15 protein-coding genes are annotated in these 22,377 nt (G+C 31.1%); 4 read left to right on the top strand and 11 right to left on the bottom strand.

The features are described 5' to 3' along the window. The 4 genes from B0A78_RS14390 to B0A78_RS02000 form a co-directional block, all read left to right on the top strand. Window positions 1–2,055: T9SS type A sorting domain-containing protein (locus B0A78_RS14390; RefSeq protein ID WP_169859071.1), on the top strand; the 2,055-nt coding region annotated here is incomplete at its 5' end. 316 nt (window positions 2,056–2,371) lie between these two features. Further along, on the top strand, window positions 2,372–4,522 hold the full coding sequence (locus B0A78_RS02010) for a S46 family peptidase (protein WP_014166317.1): 2,151 nt from the start codon (window positions 2,372–2,374) through the stop codon (window positions 4,520–4,522). Window positions 4,523–4,697: 175 nt separating this feature from the next. Further along, the gene (locus B0A78_RS02005) at window positions 4,698–5,384 is read left to right on the top strand and encodes a tetratricopeptide repeat protein (RefSeq protein ID WP_014166316.1); all 687 of its coding nucleotides are present in this window, start codon (window positions 4,698–4,700) and stop codon (window positions 5,382–5,384) included. 340 nt (window positions 5,385–5,724) lie between these two features. After that, the gene (locus tag B0A78_RS02000) at window positions 5,725–7,080 is read left to right on the top strand and encodes a UDP-N-acetylmuramate--L-alanine ligase (RefSeq protein WP_065213066.1); all 1,356 of its coding nucleotides are present in this window, start codon (window positions 5,725–5,727) and stop codon (window positions 7,078–7,080) included. A gap of 199 nt (window positions 7,081–7,279) precedes the next feature. Here B0A78_RS02000 and B0A78_RS01995 read toward each other — a convergent pair whose 3' ends face one another. The 11 genes from B0A78_RS01995 to B0A78_RS01945 all read right to left on the bottom strand — a co-directional run bounded on the left by B0A78_RS01995 (window position 7,280) and on the right by B0A78_RS01945 (window position 22,178). Further along, on the bottom strand, window positions 7,280–8,674 hold the full coding sequence (locus B0A78_RS01995; protein WP_014166314.1) for an MATE family efflux transporter: 1,395 nt from the start codon (window positions 8,672–8,674) through the stop codon (window positions 7,280–7,282). After that, entirely contained in the window at window positions 8,668–10,479 is a 1,812-nt protein-coding gene (locus B0A78_RS01990; protein ID WP_014166313.1) for an IucA/IucC family protein, read from the bottom strand. Before B0A78_RS01990 ends, B0A78_RS01995 begins: the two co-directional genes overlap by 7 nt. Window positions 10,480–10,671: 192 nt before the next feature. Further along, the gene (locus B0A78_RS01985; RefSeq protein ID WP_014166312.1) at window positions 10,672–11,268 is read right to left on the bottom strand and encodes a GNAT family N-acetyltransferase; all 597 of its coding nucleotides are present in this window, start codon (window positions 11,266–11,268) and stop codon (window positions 10,672–10,674) included. A gap of 11 nt (window positions 11,269–11,279) precedes the next feature. After that, the gene (locus B0A78_RS01980; protein WP_077225904.1) at window positions 11,280–13,697 is read right to left on the bottom strand and encodes a GNAT family N-acetyltransferase; all 2,418 of its coding nucleotides are present in this window, start codon (window positions 13,695–13,697) and stop codon (window positions 11,280–11,282) included. Between the two features lie 18 nt (window positions 13,698–13,715). After that, a complete protein-coding gene (locus B0A78_RS01975) occupies window positions 13,716–14,789 on the bottom strand; it encodes a heparan-alpha-glucosaminide N-acetyltransferase domain-containing protein (protein WP_169859069.1) in 1,074 nt (357 codons plus the stop codon). A 5-nt stretch (window positions 14,790–14,794) separates the two neighbouring features. Then, window positions 14,795–16,117, bottom strand: coding sequence for a lysine N(6)-hydroxylase/L-ornithine N(5)-oxygenase family protein (locus B0A78_RS01970; protein ID WP_014166309.1), 1,323 nt, complete (start codon window positions 16,115–16,117; stop codon window positions 14,795–14,797). A 6-nt stretch (window positions 16,118–16,123) separates the two neighbouring features. Further along, a complete protein-coding gene (locus B0A78_RS01965; protein WP_249030935.1) occupies window positions 16,124–17,542 on the bottom strand; it encodes a pyridoxal phosphate-dependent decarboxylase family protein in 1,419 nt (472 codons plus the stop codon). Between the two features lie 347 nt (window positions 17,543–17,889). Further along, window positions 17,890–18,504: a LuxR C-terminal-related transcriptional regulator gene (locus B0A78_RS01960; protein WP_123907255.1), complete on the bottom strand. Its 615-nt coding sequence runs from the start codon at window positions 18,502–18,504 to the stop codon at window positions 17,890–17,892. 35 nt (window positions 18,505–18,539) lie between these two features. Next, window positions 18,540–18,887 carry a DUF6686 family protein gene (locus B0A78_RS01955; RefSeq protein ID WP_065213069.1) on the bottom strand — a complete coding sequence of 116 codons (348 nt, stop codon included), beginning with the start codon at window positions 18,885–18,887 and terminating at the stop codon, window positions 18,540–18,542. Window positions 18,888–18,890: 3 nt separating this feature from the next. Next, entirely contained in the window at window positions 18,891–20,012 is a 1,122-nt protein-coding gene (locus B0A78_RS01950; protein WP_065213070.1) for a PepSY-associated TM helix domain-containing protein, read from the bottom strand. Window positions 20,013–20,072: 60 nt separating this feature from the next. Continuing rightward, window positions 20,073–22,178, bottom strand: a complete 2,106-nt coding sequence (locus B0A78_RS01945) for a TonB-dependent siderophore receptor (RefSeq protein ID WP_065213071.1) — start codon at window positions 22,176–22,178, stop codon at window positions 20,073–20,075. Between the last annotated feature and the right edge of the window lie 199 nt (window positions 22,179–22,377).

The following is a 22,377-nucleotide window of genomic DNA, read 5'->3' as shown; positions in this document are numbered from 1 at the left end:
ATAGACATCCTATCGCCAGAGTATACAATAGATGAGCGAACAGCACCTACTTCCGTTTCGTTTTCAGGATTAGGAACTTTAAGCGGTTGTGAAACTTCCTACCTTGTATCCGCAAATGTAGTTGGAGGAGTAGGATGTGATAGACTATATTATATATGGTATAAAAATGGACAACGTATTACAGAAGGATTCGATAAAGCAAATTATACAGTAGATAATGCAAATTGGTCTAACGGTGATAAATTAAAATTACAAGTCGATTATTTAACTCGTATAGGAGGATCATGGTCTAATTTATACTCACAAGAATCAACAATAGTAAAAAACAGTTCGCCAAGTTCAATTGCAATTTCAGGATTAAAACCTTTCTGTGATTCTGATGGTATTTCTTTATCTGCTAATATAACAGGAGGTTCTGGAAGATTTTATTATTACTGGACTAAAAATGGAACACGCGTATGGGAAGGATATGATAAGTCGACCTATACTTTACAAGGAAATCAATGGAGCAATGGCGATAAATTAAAAATGGTTGTGAGTTATCAATGCGCATCAGGTAGTTGGATTGAAACACCTTCGCAAGAATACACAATTGTTAAAAATACTTCACCAAATGCTGTTGCCGTAACTGGATTACGAGCATTTTGTGATTCGGATGGTATTTCTTTATCTGCTAATGTAACAGGAGGCTCAGGAAGATTCTTTTATTACTGGACAAAAAACGGGACACGCGTATCAGAAGGCTATGATAAATCTAATTATACATTGCAAGGAAATCAATGGAATAATGGAGATAGATTGAAATTGGTTGTGAGTTATCAATGTGTTTCAGGTAGTTGGATAGAAACAGCTTCACAAGAGTATAGCCTAGATAAATATACCTCTCCAAGTACTGTTGCAATAGCAGGACTACGCTCATTATGTAATTCAGAAGAATTGTCTTTAACAGCTAATCTTACAGGAGGAACAGCCAATTTTTATTACTACTGGACTAAAAATGATGTGAGAGTACATGAAGGATACGGAAGATCTAGTTATACATTAAAAGGATCAGAATGGTCAAATGGTGACAAAATAAGATTAGTAGCTAGTTATCAATGTATATCAGGAACTTGGATTGAAACCTCTTCGCAAAGTTATGTAGTAGAAAAAAATACTTCACCAAATTCCGTTGCAATATCAGGATTACGGGTATTGTATGGTTCAGGAGATACGTCATCATTAAATGCCAGTCTTACAGGAGGCTCAGGAAATTATTATTATTATTGGACTAAAAACGGGGTGAGAGTTTATGAAGGATATGGTAGATCTAGTTATACACTAAAAGGATCTGAATGGGCAAATGGTGATAAAATAAAATTAGTTGCTAGTTACCAATGTGTATCAGGTGCTTGGATCGAAACCCATTCTCAAGAATATACGGTTCAGAAAAGAGAAATACCTAATTTAGTGTATGATTATAATTATAATTGGCCAGGTTTTCATGTGTTTGTATGGAAATATAATAATGGGGAAGTAGTTAAAGGGAAAGATGTATCAGAAGTGACTTGGAGTTGGGATCAAATGGGCTTTGCAGATCAAAACTATAGTAGTACCTATTATCCAGGGGAAAATGACGATATAATAGAAAGTAGAAGCACCTTTTTGATGAATTGTCTTTTTGGTAAAAGAGGGAATGTGACTTCTAAATTAAAAATGAGAGACGGTAGAGTATATGTTATACAAATTTACATACCATGTTATGGAGGTGATAGCCCTGTTACTGTAGCTTCTGCTAGATTAGACCAAAATCGAGCAGTTACTACCGATGATAAATGTAAAGTTTATCCAAACTATATTTCGCAAAATGAAGAAGTAATTAATTTAGATTGTGAAAACTATGAGGATATCAAAGAAGTTGTTTTAGTTAATGCTATAGGACAACGTTTGGAATTAAAATTGGATAAAGTAGCTAAGAAGATTTACTTGCCAAGTAATATGAAAAACGGTATGTATTATATAAACATAGAGCGCGCGCAATCAGATAATTCAGTTTATAAGATATTAGTAAAATAGATTGTATAAACAATTTTTTAAAATCAGGCTTGGAAATTTCCAAGTCTGATTTGTTTTAACCCCAGATTATGTGTTAGCCTTTGTGATGAAAAAATAAGGGCAAAGAAGATAAAAATGTACATAATTTTCCCCAGAGCTGTAGTTTTACATTGAGGACAAAAAAAGAGTGCTTTTTTAGATTCAAAGTCATTTTTATCTCTACTAAATTTCTAATGCGTAATCTGAGTTAAACGTTAAGATGTTAATTTCAAGATTGTATTGATTTATTCTTAAAATATCTTTTATATTCGCAACGCAAAATATTATAATTAATAGTATGAAAAAATTAGTTCTATCCCTAATTGCCGCTATTATGCTTGTGCCAGCAAGTGTAAAAGCAGATGAGGGAATGTGGTTTCTAATGTTTATAGAGCGTTTGAACCACCGCGATATGCAAAAAATGGGACTTCAGTTAACTTCTGAAGAAATTTACAGTATTAACAATAATAGTTTAAAAAATGCTATTGTTCAATTTAATGGAGGCTGTACCGCAGAAATGATTTCTAAAGAAGGGTTAGTCTTAACGAATCACCATTGCGGTTATGATGCTATAGCTGAATTGTCTAGTGCTGAAAAAAATCATTTAAAAAACGGATTTTGGGCTAGTTCTAAAAAAGAAGAACTAAAACCATCTAGTTTGTTTGTTCGTTTTTTCGTTCGTATGGATGATTGTAGCAAAAGAATCCTTTCTGTTGTAAATGATACAATGACTGAAGCTGAACGTGAAAAAGCAATCAACGCTGAAATTGCAAAAATTGAAAAAGAAAACAACGAAGGGGGGAAATACGTAGTTTCTGTACGTTCTTTTTTTCAAGGAAATGAGTACTACTACTTCGTGTACCAAGATTATAAAGATGTTCGTTTAGTGGGTACACCTCCTGAAAGCTTAGGTAAATTTGGAGGGGATACAGACAACTGGGAATGGCCGCGTCATACAGCAGACTTTTCTATGTTCCGTGTATACGGTGATGCTAATGGGAATCCTGCTGAATACTCAGAAAACAATGTGCCTTTAAAACCAAAACACCATTTACCAGTTAATTTAGGCGGTGTTAAAGAAGGTGATTTTGCAATGATTATGGGATACCCAGGTCGTACAAACCGTTGGATGCCAGCAGGAGGAATTGAGCAAAACGTAAAATTTGCTTATCCAGCTTGGGTTGAAGGAGCTAAAATAGGTATGGACAATATGAAAAAATATATGAATCAAAGTGATGCTTTGAATCTAATATATGCTTCTAAATTTGCCTCTACAGCCAACTATTGGAAAAATCGTCAAGGAATGATTGATGCTTTGACTAAGTTTGGTACAGCTAAAACAAAAGCAGAACAAGAAGCTAAATTCAATATTTGGGCAAATAAAGCAGAAAACAAAGAACAGTATGGAAATGTGGTTGAAACTATCAACAATTTCTATAAAATGACAAATGAAAAAGCACGTCATGATAACTATATGATGCAAATGTTCCGTACGTCTAACTTTGCTTCTATTGGTAGAACTATTGGTAAGCAATTAGAAATGTATGCTAAAGCAGATGCTGCCAAACGTGTACAATTAGCTCCAGCTATTTTAAAAATGACGGATGAGCTGTATAAAGAAGTACATATTCCTGCTGAAAAAGATATTTTAGCTGCGCAATTAAAATTATATGCTACTAAATCTACAGGTTATTCTATTGCTCCTAAAGTGGCTGAATTAGCAAAAACAAATAATAATGACTTTACAGCCTATGTAAATAAAGCCTTCGATTTGAGCTTATTTACATCTAAAGAAAAAATTACAGCATTCCTTGCTAATCCAAGTGAGCCAACTCTTCTTGCTGATCCTTTGTATGTATTATCTAATGATATGTTAACGCATTTTTCATCTAAATCAGATGCGATTGCAAAAGCACAAAACGATTTTGGCGTGGCATTCCGTAAATTAGTACAAGGATTACGTGATTCTAAAATTGGAGATATAAAATATCCAGACGCTAACTCGACTTTACGTTTAACCTATGGTAAGGTACGTGCATTGCCAGCAGATAAACGTAATGATGCAACTATCAATAACTACACTACTTTAGCAGGTCAAGTTAAAAAATACAAAAAAGGAGATGCAGAGTTTGATTTGCCAATTCGTGTATTAGAAATGAATAAAAACAAAGATTTTGGTCGTTATGCCGATAAAGATGGAACTTTACACATAAATTTCTTATCGGATAATGATATAACAGGGGGGAACTCCGGTTCTCCTGTCTTAAATGGTAAAGGAGAATTAATAGGTTTAGCTTTTGATGGAAATATCGAAGCCATGGCAGGAGATGTAATCTTTGATAAAAAATTACAAAGAACGATTAACTGTGATATTCGTTATGTATTATGGGTAATTGAGAATTTCTCAGGCGCTAAACATATTGTAGATGAAATGACATTAGTAAAATAATACGTTTATATAATGACATGTAGTGTAAAAGCTGGACTCAATTGAGTCCAGCTTTTTTATTTACAATATTATTCTATTTTTGATGTATGAAACTACTATCAAAAGTTAGACACTCATACGATCAACTAATAGAAGTAATTACAAGAGAAATTAATGACCTATAAAATTGAAACCAATGAAAATATTTCAAATACTAATACTGTTTTTTTGTTATTCATTCAATGCTCAACAGCCATTAGAGCAAGCATTGGAATTATGTAAACAAAAAAAATACCTTCAAGCCAAACCCATTTTAGAAGCTATACTTAAAACAGATCCAAGGAATATAGAAGCCGTTGTAAAATTAGGAGAGATAGCATTTTATCATCAAGATTGGGATTATATGGTATATTATGCAGAAGAATTAGTGCGATTAGAACCGCAAAAATCAGATAGTTGGTTTAAATACGGAAGTGCTTTAGCTATGAAAGCTAAAAACACTAATAAATTTAAAGCTCTAACCATGATAGGAAGTATAGAAGAAGCTTTTAAAAAAACGTTAGCTTTAGAGCCTAAGCATATAGGAGCTCGTTGGGCATTGATTATATTGTATTGTGAGTTGCCTAAATTTCTTGGAGGAGGAAAAGAAAAAGCAGGTCAATATGCTAAAGAATTAATAGCTCTCTCCCCCGTTGATGGGTATTTAGCACAAGGATATATAGCAGTTCAGTTTGATGCTTATAAAACCGCAGAGTTTTGGTTGAAAAAAGCGTATCAAATAGGGCATTCTAAAACAACTTTTGAAAAGCTATATGACTTGTATGCAAATAAAATAAAAGACAAAGAAAAAGCAGAACAATTAAAATATGATTTCAAAAAATAATTATTATTTTATCAATCATATTTTTTAAATGAATTAACACATTTTTTCAATAACTATAAAAAGCAAGATTTAAAACACTATATAAAGCGGTTGATAATGACTAATTTGGTGTCAATTCATGTAGTTTATCCATTTAATAGAGAGGCAAAACACAGCTTGTTTCTTAGATCGACTTTTTATAAAAAATAAAAGACTAGATTTTTCAAAGATAATTTAACGATGGCTATTTCCCATAAAAAACGGATAGCTTATATTTGAACAAAATAAAATCAGGTTACGATTTATTAGGTAAGGTTTTAAATACCTAGACTTCTAGACCTTTAAACTTCTAGATTTGCAAATGAGAACACACTTCATAGCCATAGGCGGTGCAGCTATGCACAATTTAGCATTAGCATTACATAATAAAGGATACCAAGTAACAGGTAGTGATGATGCTATTTTTGAACCCTCTAAATCACGATTAGAAGCTAAAGGATTATTGCCTGAAGATTTAGGATGGTTTCCTGAAAGAATTACAACAGATATACAAGCTGTTATTTTAGGTATGCATGCTAAGGCTGATAATCCAGAACTATTAAAAGCTCAAGAATTAGGATTAAAAATTTATTCGTATCCAGAGTTTTTATACGAACAATCTAAAAACAAAACCCGAGTAGTTATAGGAGGAAGTCATGGCAAAACAACCATTACTTCTATGATTTTGCACGTAATGAATTACCACAATATCAAAGTAGATTATATGGTAGGAGCTTTGTTAGAAGGCTTTGATACAATGGTACATTTAACCGAAGAAAATGAATTCATTGTTCTAGAGGGTGATGAATATCTAACTTCTCCTATTGATTTACGTCCAAAATTTCATTTATACAATCCTAATATTGCACTAATTTCAGGAATAGCTTGGGATCATATCAATGTGTTTCCAACGTATGAAAATTATGTGGAACAATTTGAAATTTTTATACAAAAAATTATTAATGGAGGGGTTTTAATTTATAACGAAGATGATCCAGAGGTAAAACAAATAGCAGAAATAGCAGAAAATCCTATTCGTAAGATTGCTTATTCTACTCCTGAATATACTGTAGAAAAAGGAATCACTTTATTACATACGCCCGAAGGAGAAATGCCTATAGAAATTTTTGGCGAACATAATTTAAATAATTTAGCAGGAGCTAAATGGGTATGTCAATGTATGGGAGTAGATGAAGCTGAATTTTATGAAGCGATAGCCTCCTTTAAAGGGGCTTCTAAACGCTTAGAAAAAATAGCAGAATCAGATAATAAAATAGCCTATAAAGATTTTGCTCATTCACCAAGCAAGGTATCCGCTACAACAAAAGCTGTAAAAAAACAATATCCTGATCGTAAATTGATAGCTTGTTTAGAATTGCATACATACAGTAGTTTGAATGCCGAATTTTTAAAACAATATGAAGGAGCTTTAGATGCAGCCGATATAGCGGTTGTATTTTATTCACCCGATGCTGTAAAAATCAAAAAATTGGAAGAAGTAAGTTATGATCAAATAGCTCAATCATTTAAACGTAATGATTTGATTATTTATACCAACCCAACGGATTTTAAAAACTATTTATTTAACCAAGAGTTAAATAACTCCGCTTTACTATTGATGAGTTCTGGGAACTATGGCGGATTAAACTTTGATGAGGTTAAAGGATTGATTCAGTGATGAATTCACAAGATCAATTGTTTTAAAGAGTTGTCTCAAAAGACAAAAAACAACATTTAGTTTGTTCATTCCGACAAAAGGAGGAATTTCATAATTCGTATTGTGTGATTTCTCCTTCTGATCGAAATGAGAGGTTCATCAATATTGAGACTACCTCTTTAGTAAGCAATAACGTAAAGTATCTTTGATGCAATCAATCCTACGTTGTTCTTCTATTTGCTAAATTTTTCCATAAAACAGCATAAAGCAAACAAAGTATTGTTTCGGTAATAGGAATCAACCCAATAGCATAAAAATAATTACTTTTTAGTATATCAATTAGATAATAGGCAAGAGGTATCTGAAAAACCCAAAAACCAAGAAAGTTGACTAATGTGGGGATTTTTGTATTACCAGCTCCGTTAAACAAATTATTTAAAACCATTGAAATACCATAAACTATATACCCTAAACTTATAATTTTCATTGTTTCTTTTGCTTGTGTAATGGTTTGTGTATCATTCGTAAAAAACAGACTAATATTTTCTGCAAAAAGAATATTTATCAACGTAATTCCTAAACAAAGTATAACTGTGTATTTGAGTACAATTTTGGTTAATACTTTTACCCTTATCCTATGTTGTGCTCCTAGATATTGACCTGTAAGGGTAGCAACGGCATTGCTTAGTCCCCAAATAGGAAGTATAAAGAACATCATTACTCTTACTGCTATTTGAAATCCTGCGGACCCGTATTCGCCACCGCTTTTAGCAATCAATTGTGCTAGATAGATCCAACTTAATGAAGCTAACACATATTGTAATATACCAGGTATTGCAATAGAGGTAATGGATTTTATAATAGGGAAGTAGAATTTCAAACTATTTTTTTGTAAACCTATAGATTCTCTAATTTTAAAGATACAATACAATTGATAGAATACCCCTATGGCTCTACCACTTACCGTTGCCCAAGCAGCTCCTTCAATTCCCATGGCAGGAATAAATCCCCAACCATTTATAAGTAATGGGCATAGTATCAGGTTAAAACCATTTGCTATCCAAAGACTTTTCATAGCGAGTAAAGGATTGCCTATTCCTCTAAACAAACCATTAATTAAAAATAATAAAAGGATAAAAAAGCTATTGCTAAAAATGATTTTAGGATAGCTTATCCCATAAGCAATAGCTTTTTGTGAAACATTCAGATAAGTAAAAATATCAATAGCATAAAAATACCCCAGTATACTAATTATTAAAGAAAGAATGCAAGCAATCATTAAAGCTTGAATAATGATTATTCCCGTTTTTTTTATTTTTTTTTCACCAATAGAAATAGAAATCAAGGCACTAACTGCTACACTAAAACCTACAGCTATTGAATATATGATAGTATTTATAGATTCCGTAAAACCTATAATTTGTATGGCCAAGTGACTGTTAGGTAAATGCCCTACAAAGTACAAATCTACCAAAGAAAAAACAGACTCAAGTACCAATTCTAAAATCATAGGAACGGCTAGTAACCATATCCCTTCTTTAAGACCAACGGAGTTAAAATCTACAACATCATGATGTTGTAGGAATTTTAATTTTTCTTTGATAGTTTTTACCATACAGGTTTATATTGATGAATAGGATTAGCCAGTGTTCCTACAAATTGTAAGCTAGAAGCAGGATCTGAAAGATTCAGCATTTGTTTGTTGTTTTTTAGCTGCAAACGATTCAAACAACAAGAGTCAAAGGTTTGGCTAAATAGATCATATCGGATGAAAAAATCTTTCAATTGAGGGTTCTGCAATTGATATTGTGCAATAGAGGTTCCTACACTTTCCCAAAAATCAGGCTCACTTAAAATGCCATATTCATCTAGAATAGCGGATAGAAAACGGAAAAAATGTTGAAAAATATCATTTTGAATACTTAATATTTTTAATTTTTCGGGTAGATCCATCCGTATTCTTTCTGCTTTTTCAGGTAAAGGAGTTGTGTGGTTAAAAAGCATGATTTCTTCCGTAATGTCTTTTATTAAAACACGTTCAACGATATGGTCTTTTATCACTAGAATAAGATTTTCTCCATGTGGCATAAATACTAGTTCATGGGTGTAAAAACAATGAATTAAAGGGATTAGATAAGCTTGTAAATAATGATCTATCCACAGTTTTGCATTGATTCCAGATGCTTCAATGAGATGTTTGATAAAAGGTTGGCCTTCATAGTCTAGATGAAGCAATGCAGCCATTGTAAAACAATCTTCACCTTTTTGAAGTTTTCTCGCAGGACTTTCTCTCCAAAGTGTAGCTAACATTTTATTATGAGGGATCGTTTTACCAAGACCTTCCCACAAAATGTTACGATATCCTAGAGTTGCTACCTCTCCTAAAACAGTGAACCTTTTTGATTGTAAGAAAGGATCTGTTTGTACAAGGTTTTCTAACCAAGTGGTAATAATAGGAGTACTTTCCATATAGTAAGGGGAAAGGCCTCGCATAAACCCCATATTGATTACGGATAGAGCCGTTTTTGTAAAATGTTTGTTTGTGTTAGAAAGATTATAAAAGGTACGTATAGATTGTTGTGCTGAGTGTTTATCAGGAGCAAATCCTAAAGGAATTAATTTTTTTTGCGCAATATCATTAGTAAAAATCAAAGTGAGCTTATTGTCCCATTGCCATGGGTGTACAGGGAACCAAAAGTATTCGTTAGGATTTACTTTTTCAGCTTCTAGTACTTTTTGAAATGCAATTTGGGTGTCGGTATCTAATTCTGTTTTGATTAGTAAATCATAACTGAGAGAGTCAATACATGAAAATTGAGCACTACTTTCATGACCTGCTAACCATAATAATTGAATAGCGTTATTGGCTTCAGGCGAAAAAGTCCTAAAATCAATACTACTAAACCCATTTTTACCACTATTAGCCAAAAAACAAGGATGCCCTTCAGTAACAGCATGTTCAATCGTTTGATAATCTGTATAAGGCAGTTCTTTAGCACTTGTTTTTTCATTTGAAATTTTATAGGCAGTGCTATAAAGAGTTGCATTAATTTCTTCTAAGTAAGTAGGAAGTAATTCCGCTGGAATTGCAAGCAGATCTTTAAACTCAAGAATAAAACTAATAAGACATAAGGGGATGTTATTTCCATTAACATCTTTTTTAACAATGCTTTCATAAGGGATATACCAATGGTTGAGTGTTTTTAGATGGGCGGGAAAGACATAAGTGTATTGCTTATCTATCGTTTCTAGTTGGTATTTACTTGTTTTTGCATTAAAAATAGGACTGATGAGCGTTTCGTGGGCAAATTCAGAAATGGCTTTTCGGATAAGAAGGCGATTGGCTTTTTCCCAGTTAACTAATGTTAAATGTTTTATGTTTTCTGTAAGAATACGAGCAGTTGATGTTTTTATATCCATAATTTTATTTTATAAAGAGGCTGTCTTAAGAGTTAAAAAGACAAGAACTTAGTTTTGCCTCTCTAAAACAAGCAAGTAAGAGCCGTTAAAAGCGATGCTTTACTTTACCTGTTAGAGTAAGTTCTTGAGTATCCTGTAGGATGATTAGAGAAAAGAACTTTTAGACAGCCCCATTTTAAGAAAGCTCAAATATTAGTTTTTTTCTGCAACAGCATTATAGTATTGTTGTCTTGTACAAAATTCTAAGCGCGCTTTTTTATGTGGTAAATCAATGAATTTTTGAAAAATAAATCCTGCTCTTTCATTCAGAATGTGTATTTTCTCATTTTTTGCATCGGGTTCGACAACCACACGGTTAATTTTGGAATCACTAAAAATAAAGTCTAAGATGAATTGGAAGATATACCAAGTAAAGCCACTTATTTTTTTGTTGGGTGGAGCCACTAGAATATGCATCCCCATGTCTCCTTCTTTTACTTCATAATGTTCTTTAATGATGTCTTCTTGGGGATTATAACATTCCAGTAAAAAGGCTACTTTTCCTTGAAATAAACCAATGTATATATGAGTGTTTTCCTCTAGTTTTTGGTAAATAGATTTTACTTCGTCGTAACTTAATCCCATCATTCCCCAATAAATAGCATATTCTTTTTGAACCCACTGATAGATTATGGGTAGATCTTGAGTTAGGTTAAATTTTCTTAGTTCAAAAAAACCTATTGGATCTATTTTTTTACTAAAACAGATCAGGTTTTCTATACTCTGACTGGATTGCTGTGTACTGTTCATACTTTTTAGATTTAAGCTATTACTTTTTTGTACGGAGCAATAGGGTTAGAAATTTTACCTTGAAATTGTAATAAGGCAACAGGATCGTCTAGATCTATCATAGTCTTATTGTTATTAAGTTGTAGTCTGTTTAAACAAGACAACTCAAAGTCAGTAGTAAATAGATCGTATTTTTCAAATTTAGTTTCTAAATGAGGTTGCGTTTGTTGGTATTCTTGAATGCTTTCAGCTACTAATTCCCAAAAGTGATTTTCATCGTATCCTATTTTAGATACTAAAATTCCAGACATAAAGCGAAAGAAACCATCAAAAACGTCTATAAATATTGAAAGTAATTTTACATCTTCAGGGACTTCAGCATACATTCTTTCTAGGTTTGTAGGAAGTTGAATTTCTGGATTTAAAATGACTGCTTCTTCTGTAATGTCTTTCATAAATGAACGGACAGGAACATGGTCTTTGAATCCTAAAATTAAGTTTTCTCCGTGTGGCATAAACACTAAATCATATTGATAAAAGCAATGAAGAATCGGGGTAAGATAAATTGAAAAATACGTTTTTAACCATTGATCGGTAGTTAGTTTTGACGCTTTTATTACTTCTGTTAAAAAGGCATTACCGTGTTTATCTGTATGTAACAAGGCTGCCATTGTCATTAATTGTTCGCCTTTTTGAAGGTACTTTACAGGGCTTTCTCGCCACAAGGAAGCAATCATTTTGTTGTACGGATTATGTTTTCCATAGCTTTCAAAATACGGATTGATGTAACTAATTGAAGCTACTTCACCAAGCATACCAAATCGAACTTGTTGTAAATAACGGTCATTTTTTAGTAAATCTTCTAACCATTTTGCCATTTCAGGAGCACTCCCTAAATAATAAACAGGAAGTCCTCTCATGAATCCCATATTTAAAATAGATAAAGAAGTTTTTGTATATAATTTTTGTGGATGGCTTACATTAAAAAGTGTTCGGATAGATTGTTGCGCTTGATGATAATCAGTTCCATAACCTAAACAAATAAGATTACCTTGTGCTATTTCAGGAGAAAAAATAGTTGCAAGCTTGTTAAACCATTGCCAAGGATGGGTTGGCATAAAGTAATAATCCGATGGGTTTTTACCCCGTTCTTTGATCATGATATTGAATATATCAATTGTTTCATCACCCAATTCCTGACGAATTAGAGTTTCATAATCCAGTTCTTGTGTGCCAGCATACACTGTTCGGTCTTTTTTACCTGCTAACCATACTAGTTGAAAATGATTACCTGTTTCAGGTGTGTACGCTTGATAATCGGTACTATTAAAACCGATTCTTCCGTTATTAGCAACGAATCCTGGATGGCCTTCGTTCATAGATTGTTCTATGGTTTGAAAATCAGCGTATACTAATTGATGAGCGTTTAAACTATCTTTATTTAATTTAAACATACTACCTTGTAAGGTGCTGATTATTTCTTCTATATAGGAAGGAAATAATTCGTCTGAAATTCCTATGGTGTTTTTATATTCATTGAAAAATAAAACAGCATCTATTTTTTCTTCAGAATCATGATTTTTAATGATAGAGTTTTCATCAATTAACCAGTGATTAAGGGCTAATTTTTGAGCTTTAAAACAATATGAAATTTCACTATTATCACTAATTATTTGATAGATGTTTTCTCCGTTTTCTGAAGAAAAAAGAGTAGGTGTGAAGATGCTTTCATGAGAAAATTCACTAATAGCCTTTTTTACTAATAGTTTATTAGCGAGTAACCAAGTGTCTTCTATTATATGATTTGTAGCTGTTTCAGGACTTTCAATCTGACCAAATAATTGTGATATATTTAGTGTAATTGTATTCTCTGAATCCATTTTTTTTATGAATTGTCTCCTTGTACAAAATGATAAACGAGCTGTTTTATGAGGTAATTCGATTATTTTATCATCTTTAAAACCAATTCTATGACAAATTTTAAACATTTTTTCATTTCGAATATCGGGTTCTACTACCACTCTTTCAATAGTAAGATCAGAAAAAATGAATTTCATTATTGATGTAAAAATATTCCAAGTAAATCTGTGAATAGGGGTATTGGTGGGGGCTACAATTACGTGTATACCACAGTCGTGATCTTTTACTTTATAATAATCAGAAATGGGATCGTTTTTTGGATTGTACTTTTCTAAAAGAAAGGAAATTTCTCCATTTATTTTTCCTAAAAATACGTCTGAATGTTGAGTTATTTTTTCATACTCATTTTTAATTTCGTCTATACTTTTGCCTATCATACCCCAATACTGAGCATATTCTCTATTTACCCAATCATGAATAATAGGAATATGAGTTTGAATATTAAGAGGTACAAAATCTATTGTTCCTAATCCTTGTATTAAGGTAGAAAACACAGTTTCTGATGCTATATCGGTTATGTTTTTTTTCATTTTTAAGTACTTAATTGATTATTTTTTAAGTTGAATAATTCTTAGGGACTGTAATTTTCTGTATAGAATATTCGTTAGTAGGGTTAGTACGGTAAAAAGTACGATTAATACTAAAACATTCCATTGATCAAAACTCCAAAACCCAAAAACATACATTCCCCAATTGATTAAAGTCCATTGAATGAAATAAATACTAGTAGTATTTTTACTTAAATAAATTATAGAACGAAAGAATTTTGAATTAGGATTGAAAAGTTTAATTAACTGATTTGATATCCAAAAAGAGAGCATCATGGTTCCTAGTAAAATAATACTTCCGCCAGGACCTAGATGATAATAATTTCCAAAATGATATTTATAATTAGAAAATACAAGTAAAAGGCCTAGTATAATCAACCCCAAACTCTGTAATGCTAAGTTTTTAAAGAAGATTTGAGTGTTATTATGAATTTCTTTTAATTGTTTGCCTAAAAGGACATCTAAAAAGATAAATGCACTCCAAGGAAATACGGGAAAGTATACATTGTACTGATTACTGAAAAATAAGTCGCATATATATTGAATCCCTAGAATATTTATTTTAAATCCACTTAGTTCTTTGGATACTACTATTATCAATAATCCTAAAAGGAAGTATATCCACTTATTATTTGTTATTTGATTAATACAAGCTATTAGTAGCAAGCTTATTCCTGCTAATTGTAAGATGTCTCCGAGTTCTAAGAAAAATAATGTTGTTTCAAGCGTTTGTGTTTTTAAATGATAAGCATTTAAAAAACGATGAGGTAATCCACCGAATAGAAATTCGGGGATTATAAATTTTACAAAATTTAAAGAATAGCCTATGAATAATATATATAAGCCTCTTTTTATGACAGCATAAAAGGATTGTCTTCTGGAAAATGTGAATGATATTCCCATTGCAATAAGATACATAGCACCTCCACGTCCTAGCCAAATAATAATTTGACCTATCGTTGTTTTTGTTTGAGTTTCGAGTGTTCCGTATATGAGCATTGTATGTACAATAACTAAAAAAAAGACACTTATACCTCTTGTGAAATCTATTGCAGCAATTCTATTGTTTGTCAATACCATTATGCTTTTAGGTTAGATTTTTGTTTTTCTGCTTCAGTGATACCAAATTGTTGAAAAGCAATTTGTTTTTCAACAGGGTAAATTTCTTTGCCAATCATTTCTTTAATGATGTAAGAATTTCTATAACATGCCATTCCTAAATCAGGAGTAACAAAACCGTGTGTATGCAATTCCGCATTTTGAACAAAAATTTCTCCACCTTCTATATCTATGCTATAATTGCGATTAGCTGCATAACGGCCTTTATTATCCCAGCTAATTCTGTGGTTAATGTCATGGATAAAAGAAGGAACAGTGCTTGAATATCCAGTGGCTAATACTAAAGCTTCAGTGGTATGATCAAAGTTTTCATCTTGTTCAACATGGTGTAATTCTAACTCAAATTTTTGAGTAATTTCATTGTATGTTGAATTAATGCAAGCAGCATTTGTTCTTAAATTGACATCAATAGGATGAAGGACTTTTTTATAATATATAGTATCAAAAATGCTACCTATTAAATCTTTGTTGATTCCTTTGTATAACTCTTTTTGATTATGAATTAAATGATCTCGTTTGGCTTCGGGTAAATTATAAAAATAGTCAACATACTCAGGAGAGGTCATTTCAAGAGTTAATTTGCTGTAATCCATTGGGAAAAAACGAGGAGAACGTGTAATCCAGTTAAGTTGATAGCCGTGAATATCTATTTCTTGTAATAGATCATTAAAAACTTCTGCTGCGCTTTGACCACTTCCTAAAACAGTTATAGATTTTTTCGATTGAAGTTTTTCTTTATTAGTCAAATATTCAGAAGAATGTATAGCTTTATTTTTAAGAGGTCTGCATGATTTGGGAATATAAGGGGTTGTTCCTGTACCCAAAACAAGTTTTTTACAAGCAAAAATGTTTTCTTTTTTACTTTTTGTATCTTGTACGGTAACTAGATAAATTTTTTCTTGTTCATTATAATCTATTGTAGTAACCTCTTTGCCAAAATAAACATTTGGAAGTTTGTTTATAGCCCATTGGCAATATTGGTTGTATTCATTGCGTAGTAGCAAGAAATTTTCACGAATGTAAAAAGAGTATATTTTTCCTTTTTCTTTGATATAGTTTAAAAAACTAAATGGGCTTGTAGGATCAGCTAATGTAACCAAGTCAGCTAGAAAAGGGATTTGTAAAGTAGTGTCTTGTAATAACATCCCTGGATGCCAATCAAATGTTTCATTTTTATCAAAAAACAAACCATTTAATTCTTTAATAGGGTTTGTTAAGCAAGCTAATCCAAGGTTAAAAGGACCTACGCCAATTGCAATGAAGTCGTATGTTTGATTTTTCATAAAGTTTTAATTTTTAATTGAATATTGTTGACCGTGATAGATGATTAAATCAATTATTTCATTAATGTCATTTGTGGTTGTTAAAGGATTTAAAAGGGTGAATTTTAAGAATACTTTTTCGTTGACCTTTGTACTTGTTATGATAGCCTTTCCTTCGTTAAAAAGGGCTTTTCTTATATAGGAATTCAAATTGCAGTACGAATTGTATTGGTCTTCAAAAGGAGTGTATCTAAAAACGATTGCGCTAATTTCTGGCTGATGAATGATTTCAAAATCATTTCTATTTTTTAATAAGCTGGCCGTATAAAGAGCGTTTTCTATAGAGGTTTCTAAATAAGAACTTAAGCCTTTTACGCCTATGCAGCGAAGAGTAAACCATAATTTAAGAGCGTCAAAACGTCTGGTTGTTTGAATAGATTTTTTTACCATATTAGGAATGCCTTCATCCTCTTGCTCTTTAGAATTTAGATAGTCTGCATGGTATTTGATATAATCAACAAATGATTTGTCACGCATAAAAAAACCGCTTGAACTTACAGGTTGATAAAAAGTTTTGTGGTAATCTATTGTAGCAGAATCTGAAAGTTCTATTCCTTTTAATTTGTTTTTGTGTATGTCGCTAATCAGTAGACCTCCTCCATAAGCGGCATCAACATGAAACCAGATATTGTTTTCTTTTGCTATAGCAGCTATTTCTTCCAATGGATCTATAGAGCCAAAATCAGTAGTGCCAGCTGTTCCTACGATAGCTATAGGAATGTCACCATTTGTTTTTAATTGAGTCATTTTATTTTTAAGTTCCTTGATATTCATTTTAAAATTTTTATCAACAGGAACTTGTACAATAGCATTTTGTCCTAATCCTAATAAGCTAAGGTTTTTCTTTAAACTAAAATGGCTAACTTCAGAACAAAGGACTTTAAATTTAGATGCTTCTGCTGGTAGACCTTCCATAACAGGGTTTATGTTGTATCTTGTTTTAATATAGTGATCCCTTGCTAATAAAAGTCCCATTAAGTTAGATTGTGTACCCCCACTTGTAAAAATGCCCTCACCATTTTTAGGATAATTTAATAACTGAAGAGTCCATTCAATTAATTTTAATTCTATGTAAGTTCCTCCTGTACTTTGATCCCAAGTGTCCATAGAAGAGTTTAAAGAAGAAATAAAAGCTTCCGCTACAAGAGTGGGAGTAAGAATAGGGCAGTTTAAATGGGCAACATATTTGGGATGATGAAAAAGAATACAGTCATCAAGATATATTTTTTGGATTTCATTTAGAACCTTTTTTAGAGGCAAACCATTATCGTTGTCATATAAATCTATTTTGTTAATCAAATCTTGTAAAGAAGATATACTCTTGCCAGTATAGGGAGTTGTTCTTTTTTCATTATTCTTAATGATTTGCTTTATAGCTTTTTTCATACTTTTCTTGTAGAGAGTTAAGTTCTCTCTTTCGTTAGAAAATATGTATATATTGTTGTCTAATAGCTTTTTGTAACCTTTTTTAGGTTTAGTTTTGATAGTTGAAACCAATTCGCTCATGATTTATTTAGATTAAATAAAAATTATTAAACAAAGTAATAGTGACAAATTGGATTAATCAATACCGTATATAGTAGTTTTTTTTTACTACTATTATGGTATTTAATTACCTCATATTAGGTATTTTTACTTTACATTTTAATTTTCAAAAAAGATTCTCCTATTTTTTAAAAGACGAAAGCCTTCTTGCTCACAGTAAGAAGGCTTTCGTAAAAAAAAACGATTAATTAATTATTTATAATATTGTTTTTTAAGCTATACAGGATTAAATCAGTAGAGGTATTAACACCTACTTTTTTCATAATATTTTTTCTATGTGTACGAAAAGTATGAATGCTGATACAAAGCTTATTAGAAATTTGTTCATTACTTTTACCTTCTATAAGCATTTTTAAAATACAGCGTTCTTGTTTGGTTAAATTAAAGTCAACCTGTTTATGAATACTTTTAGTAGGGAAGAAGTATTCGTTTTTATCTATGTAGTGAAATAATTCTATAATTTGAGATTCGGAACAATCTTTACTAATAATGGAATCAACAACATTTAAGATATTTGATTTTAGTGTCAAATGATTTCTAAGATAAGTTTCATTAGAAGTTAAGATAATGAGTTTTATTATTTTTTTTTCTTTTTTTAGATCAAGTATTTGATTTAGTAAATCCTCATTAAAATTAGTAGGATCAAAAAAAAGGTAATCTATTACTGTTTTTTGAATTACGTTTTCTAATTGATAAAAAGTGTCTAGTTCATAGTTCTTAGATTTGATTAACAACTTGAGCATAAAGGAACTAAAAGCCTTTCTGAACAAGGTTGGAGAGTCTAGTATGGCTGTTGTTTTCAAGCATTAAGTAAGTTTGTAGTTTGTTTAATAAATGTTTAATTCCAGTTTATGGATAAAATTTGATTTTCAACTAATTTAAAAATCTCAGTTTTATTTGGTTTTGTCAAAACTTGAAGTTCAAATAATTCTATTCTATTTATCATAATGATAAAGTTATCTTGAAGAGTAGGAATAGGAATCTTCTTTTCATATACTGAATGTTCGTATTCTTTTTCCCAATAGGCAGGATTCATTCTTTTGAGATACAGATAAAAAGCATCTAATTCGTCTGTAGACATACTAAAGTTTAAATTATTAAAAGTTAGTTGATATTTCTGGCAGCCCTTTAAAAAAATAAGCATACCATTATTCGTTTGATTAATGATTGAAAAATTGCAACACATAAGTTATTTGTTTTTACGCCCCCACCAAATTAAAAAACCTGTTATAGGTAATGATGCTATTAGAAGACTTATTAAAAAAGCAAAAATTTTTCCTGTTAATCCAGCAATAGCACCCGTGTGTATATCATAATTCATACGTAGGAGTTTGTCTGAATTATCAGCATCTTTAAATGATCCCCACAAATGATCAACCTTTTTTTCTTCTAAAGTATATGGATCAAAATAGCGATAATCTGTTTTCCAAAGAGTATGATTTTCTGGATTTGAATTACAAGCTATAGAAGTGCTATCATTTGTTGGAGGATGAATTTCAATTGATTTAGCTTTCGGATATTCTGATTTCATAATAAACCAAGCTTTGTCTATAGGAAAAGAATTATCCTTAAATTTATTGTTTTTACGTGAAGATATGGGTTCTTGATAAACCATTGATTTTTCTCCACCTACCGCTTTGTAATATAAATATCCAAACCAAGGAAATCCCCAAACCAATCCTGTAATAATAAAAATTAAGGCAAATAAGGAGGTATAAAGTCCTATTATATTGTGTAAATCAAAATTTTTTCTCTTCCACTTTATTCCTTCTTTCCATTGGAACCATATCCTTTTCTTAATTTCTTTATTTCTTTTAGGGTACCAAAGTATAAGTCCTGTAATGACTAGAAATAGAAAAAATAATGTGCCCGTTGCAACTATAATTTGTCCAATAGCATGAGGTAACCATAAATACATGTGACCTTCAAATACAAAATGGAAAAAGCCTGTGTTTAGATCACTTACTTTAATGATTTTACCATTATAAGGATTTAAATATAGGATAATATGATAATTAGGAGCATTTTTATAGAAGATGACTTCAACAGCATTATCATTTCCATTATATTTTATAGCATGTAGTTCTTTATTGGGAATTGTTTTGGATGCTATATTTTTTAAAATACTAGGAATTAATAAAGGTTTGTTTTGTATTTCAATCTTTGGATGCTCCTGATTCCAACTTTGAATTTCCTCTTTAAAAGTATACAAAGCACCTGTAATTGCTACAATGAAAACAATAACACCTGAGGTTAACCCAAGCCAAAGATGTATTTTTCGTGTTTTTTGTTTAATACTTTTTATTTCCATTTTATTTAATAGAACATTAAGAAACTTTGATTTGAGAGTTTCTTAATGCTTTTTAATTTTTTAAAATTTATAGGTTAGCATAGCTCTCCAGTTTCTACCCGGCTCACTTTGCCAATAAGCAACGGTTCCTGCTATCCCTCCAGAATAAAGGTATTTGTTTAATAAGTTATTTACATTTAATGCTATGTTTAATCCTTTATATCTCCAATTAATACCTGCGTCTAATCGTAAATAATCAGGTAATATAGTTTTGTTATCGGCTCCCCAATTAGAGGTAGAACGATCTACCAAATATTGATATCCTAGCATGGTTCCAAAACCTTTTAAGAAAGTGTCTTCTTTAAAATTGTAGTTAATCCAACCATTTGTAGTATGTTTAGAATGACCTTCAATTTTTTTACCAATATTTAATGGATTTATGTCTTCAATTGTTTTTACTTCCGTAAAGGCGTAGTTTAAAACAATATTTAATTCGGGAGACAACTGACCTTGTATATCAAATTCTACTCCTTCTGATTGTACTTTTCCTACTTGTAATCTATTAATAATGTCTTTAGGATCAGCTACTAATACATTTTTTTTTGTGATTTGATAAACAGATAATGTTGTTTTTAATTTGTCTCTTAAAAAAGATTTTTTTAATCCTGTTTCAATATTACTAGCATATTCTGGATCAAAAGATTTGCCTTCTTTATTTGTGCCATAGTTGGGCATAATTGAGTTGTCATATTGAGAGTATAAGGTAAAGTTTTTGGTAATATCGAAACTCACACCTACTCTTGGGGTTATATTTTTTATGGTGACTTTGTTTTTATAATCATCGTTGGTTTTCCCATTAAAATAACGTCCCGCAAGAGTTACTCTAAATCTATCCTTTAAAAGCCATATTTCATCTTGAGCATAAATAGAAGCATATTCAGTTCCACTACCAATATTTGTTAATCCCGATTCCCTGTTAAATATAGGATAGACTGCTTTGTCATAAGTAGGGTCGAAAAGATTGAAAGGAATTACATCATAAGTAGCTGTATGAGACCAATCATACTTACTACTAAGTTTTTTATAGTCAATACCAGTTAATAATTTATGCGTCATGCCTAAAAATTTTATTTCCCCATTAACATATATTTGAGCTAGTTCATTTAATGATTTTGTGTCAAAATTATTAAGCATTCTATGAGTATATCCAAGAGGATGTATTTCATATACCCAATTGGTGTAGCCCAGTTGTTTATATTGCATAATCATATATTGGGAGTTGATAGACCATTTATTATTAAAATTATGATTAAAGTCTATAAATAGGTTAACTTCTTCTATATCAGAGCTAGGATAATTTTTATCTATATGAGAAATATCTCTATCTAAACTTCCTAATCCTTTTTCTACAGGAGCAAATACGTATGATGCGCTCAACATCTGTTTGGCCTTTTGGTAAGTAAATTCAGTTGTTATTGACGTATTATCATTAAATTCATATTTAAAAGAAGGAACAATACTGTATCTCGAATTGTTTTCAAATGGTCTGTTGGTTTCTGAAAATTGATACATGGCATTAAAGCGATATTGTAATTTACTATTTTCAGTTAATGCACCACCAGAATCTAAAGTTCCTCTGTAAAAATTAAAACTTCCCCCTGAAAAACCTATTTCATTAATTGATTTTTTAGTTGGTTTTTTAGTTACCACATTATAAATACCACTTGGAGCTCCTGCTGAAGTCATAAAACCAGATGGTCCTTTTACAAATTCAATATTTTCAACCATTGAAAGATCCGTTGCTAATGGACCATATCCAATATCTATGTTCATACCATTTCTAAAAGAAGGGAGTTTAAAACCTCTCATGTTGATATTAGCGTAATTACCAAAATGTTCATTCATTTGAGCTCCACTTATATTACGAGTTACATTTTCCATCATCGTGGTGATGTTTTGACTTTTTAGCAGCTCATTTGTTACGATTTGAATATTTTGAGGGATTTTTGCAATTTCTGTTTTCAATCTTAAACTGCTGGAAACTTTATTAGAAGCAAATTTGTTTGCAGTCCCAGATATAGAAATTTCTTTTAAACTGTTGATAGAATCTTTGTTGATTCTCTTTTTTTGACTATGTAGATGTACTGACATAGTTGCTAATAGAATAATTAAAATATACTTATTCATATTTATTTAGATTTATTAAAAATAATTGCAAAGTAATTTATAAAAAAAACAAAAAACAAATTTATTTAGAATAAATAAAAATAATATTTGAAGTGTGGTTTTTTAAAAAAAAGATATTAACTTGTAACTTGTTAAAAGCCAATTAAATATGTATATGCCAATTAAGCAGTGGGCCAAAGATGATCGACCACGTGAAAAG

Origin of the sequence: Flavobacterium columnare NBRC 100251 = ATCC 23463, from assembly GCF_002530675.1 — a bacterium.
In the GTDB taxonomy this organism is placed as follows: domain Bacteria; phylum Bacteroidota; class Bacteroidia; order Flavobacteriales; family Flavobacteriaceae; genus Flavobacterium; species Flavobacterium columnare.
The sequence above is the reverse complement of the archived record's forward strand: the minus strand, read 5'-3'. Positions and strand labels throughout refer to the sequence as shown.

Coding starts and splice junctions, on each gene's coding strand:
- B0A78_RS01980 (WP_077225904.1), bottom strand. CDS start 13,697: ATGAAAAAAAACATAACCGATATAGCATCAGAAACTGTGTTTTCTACC.
- B0A78_RS01955 (WP_065213069.1), bottom strand. CDS start 18,887: ATGTGTTGCAATTTTTCAATCATTAATCAAACGAATAATGGTATGCTT.
- B0A78_RS02005 (WP_014166316.1), top strand. CDS start 4,698: ATGAAAATATTTCAAATACTAATACTGTTTTTTTGTTATTCATTCAAT.
- B0A78_RS01995 (WP_014166314.1), bottom strand. CDS start 8,674: ATGGTAAAAACTATCAAAGAAAAATTAAAATTCCTACAACATCATGAT.
- B0A78_RS02000 (WP_065213066.1), top strand. CDS start 5,725: ATGAGAACACACTTCATAGCCATAGGCGGTGCAGCTATGCACAATTTA.
- B0A78_RS01965 (WP_249030935.1), bottom strand. CDS start 17,542: ATGAAAAAAGCTATAAAGCAAATCATTAAGAATAATGAAAAAAGAACA.
- B0A78_RS01990 (WP_014166313.1), bottom strand. CDS start 10,479: ATGGATATAAAAACATCAACTGCTCGTATTCTTACAGAAAACATAAAA.
- B0A78_RS01985 (WP_014166312.1), bottom strand. CDS start 11,268: ATGAACAGTACACAGCAATCCAGTCAGAGTATAGAAAACCTGATCTGT.
- B0A78_RS01950 (WP_065213070.1), bottom strand. CDS start 20,012: ATGGAAATAAAAAGTATTAAACAAAAAACACGAAAAATACATCTTTGG.
- B0A78_RS01945 (WP_065213071.1), bottom strand. CDS start 22,178: ATGAATAAGTATATTTTAATTATTCTATTAGCAACTATGTCAGTACAT.
- B0A78_RS02010 (WP_014166317.1), top strand. CDS start 2,372: ATGAAAAAATTAGTTCTATCCCTAATTGCCGCTATTATGCTTGTGCCA.
- B0A78_RS01970 (WP_014166309.1), bottom strand. CDS start 16,117: ATGAAAAATCAAACATACGACTTCATTGCAATTGGCGTAGGTCCTTTT.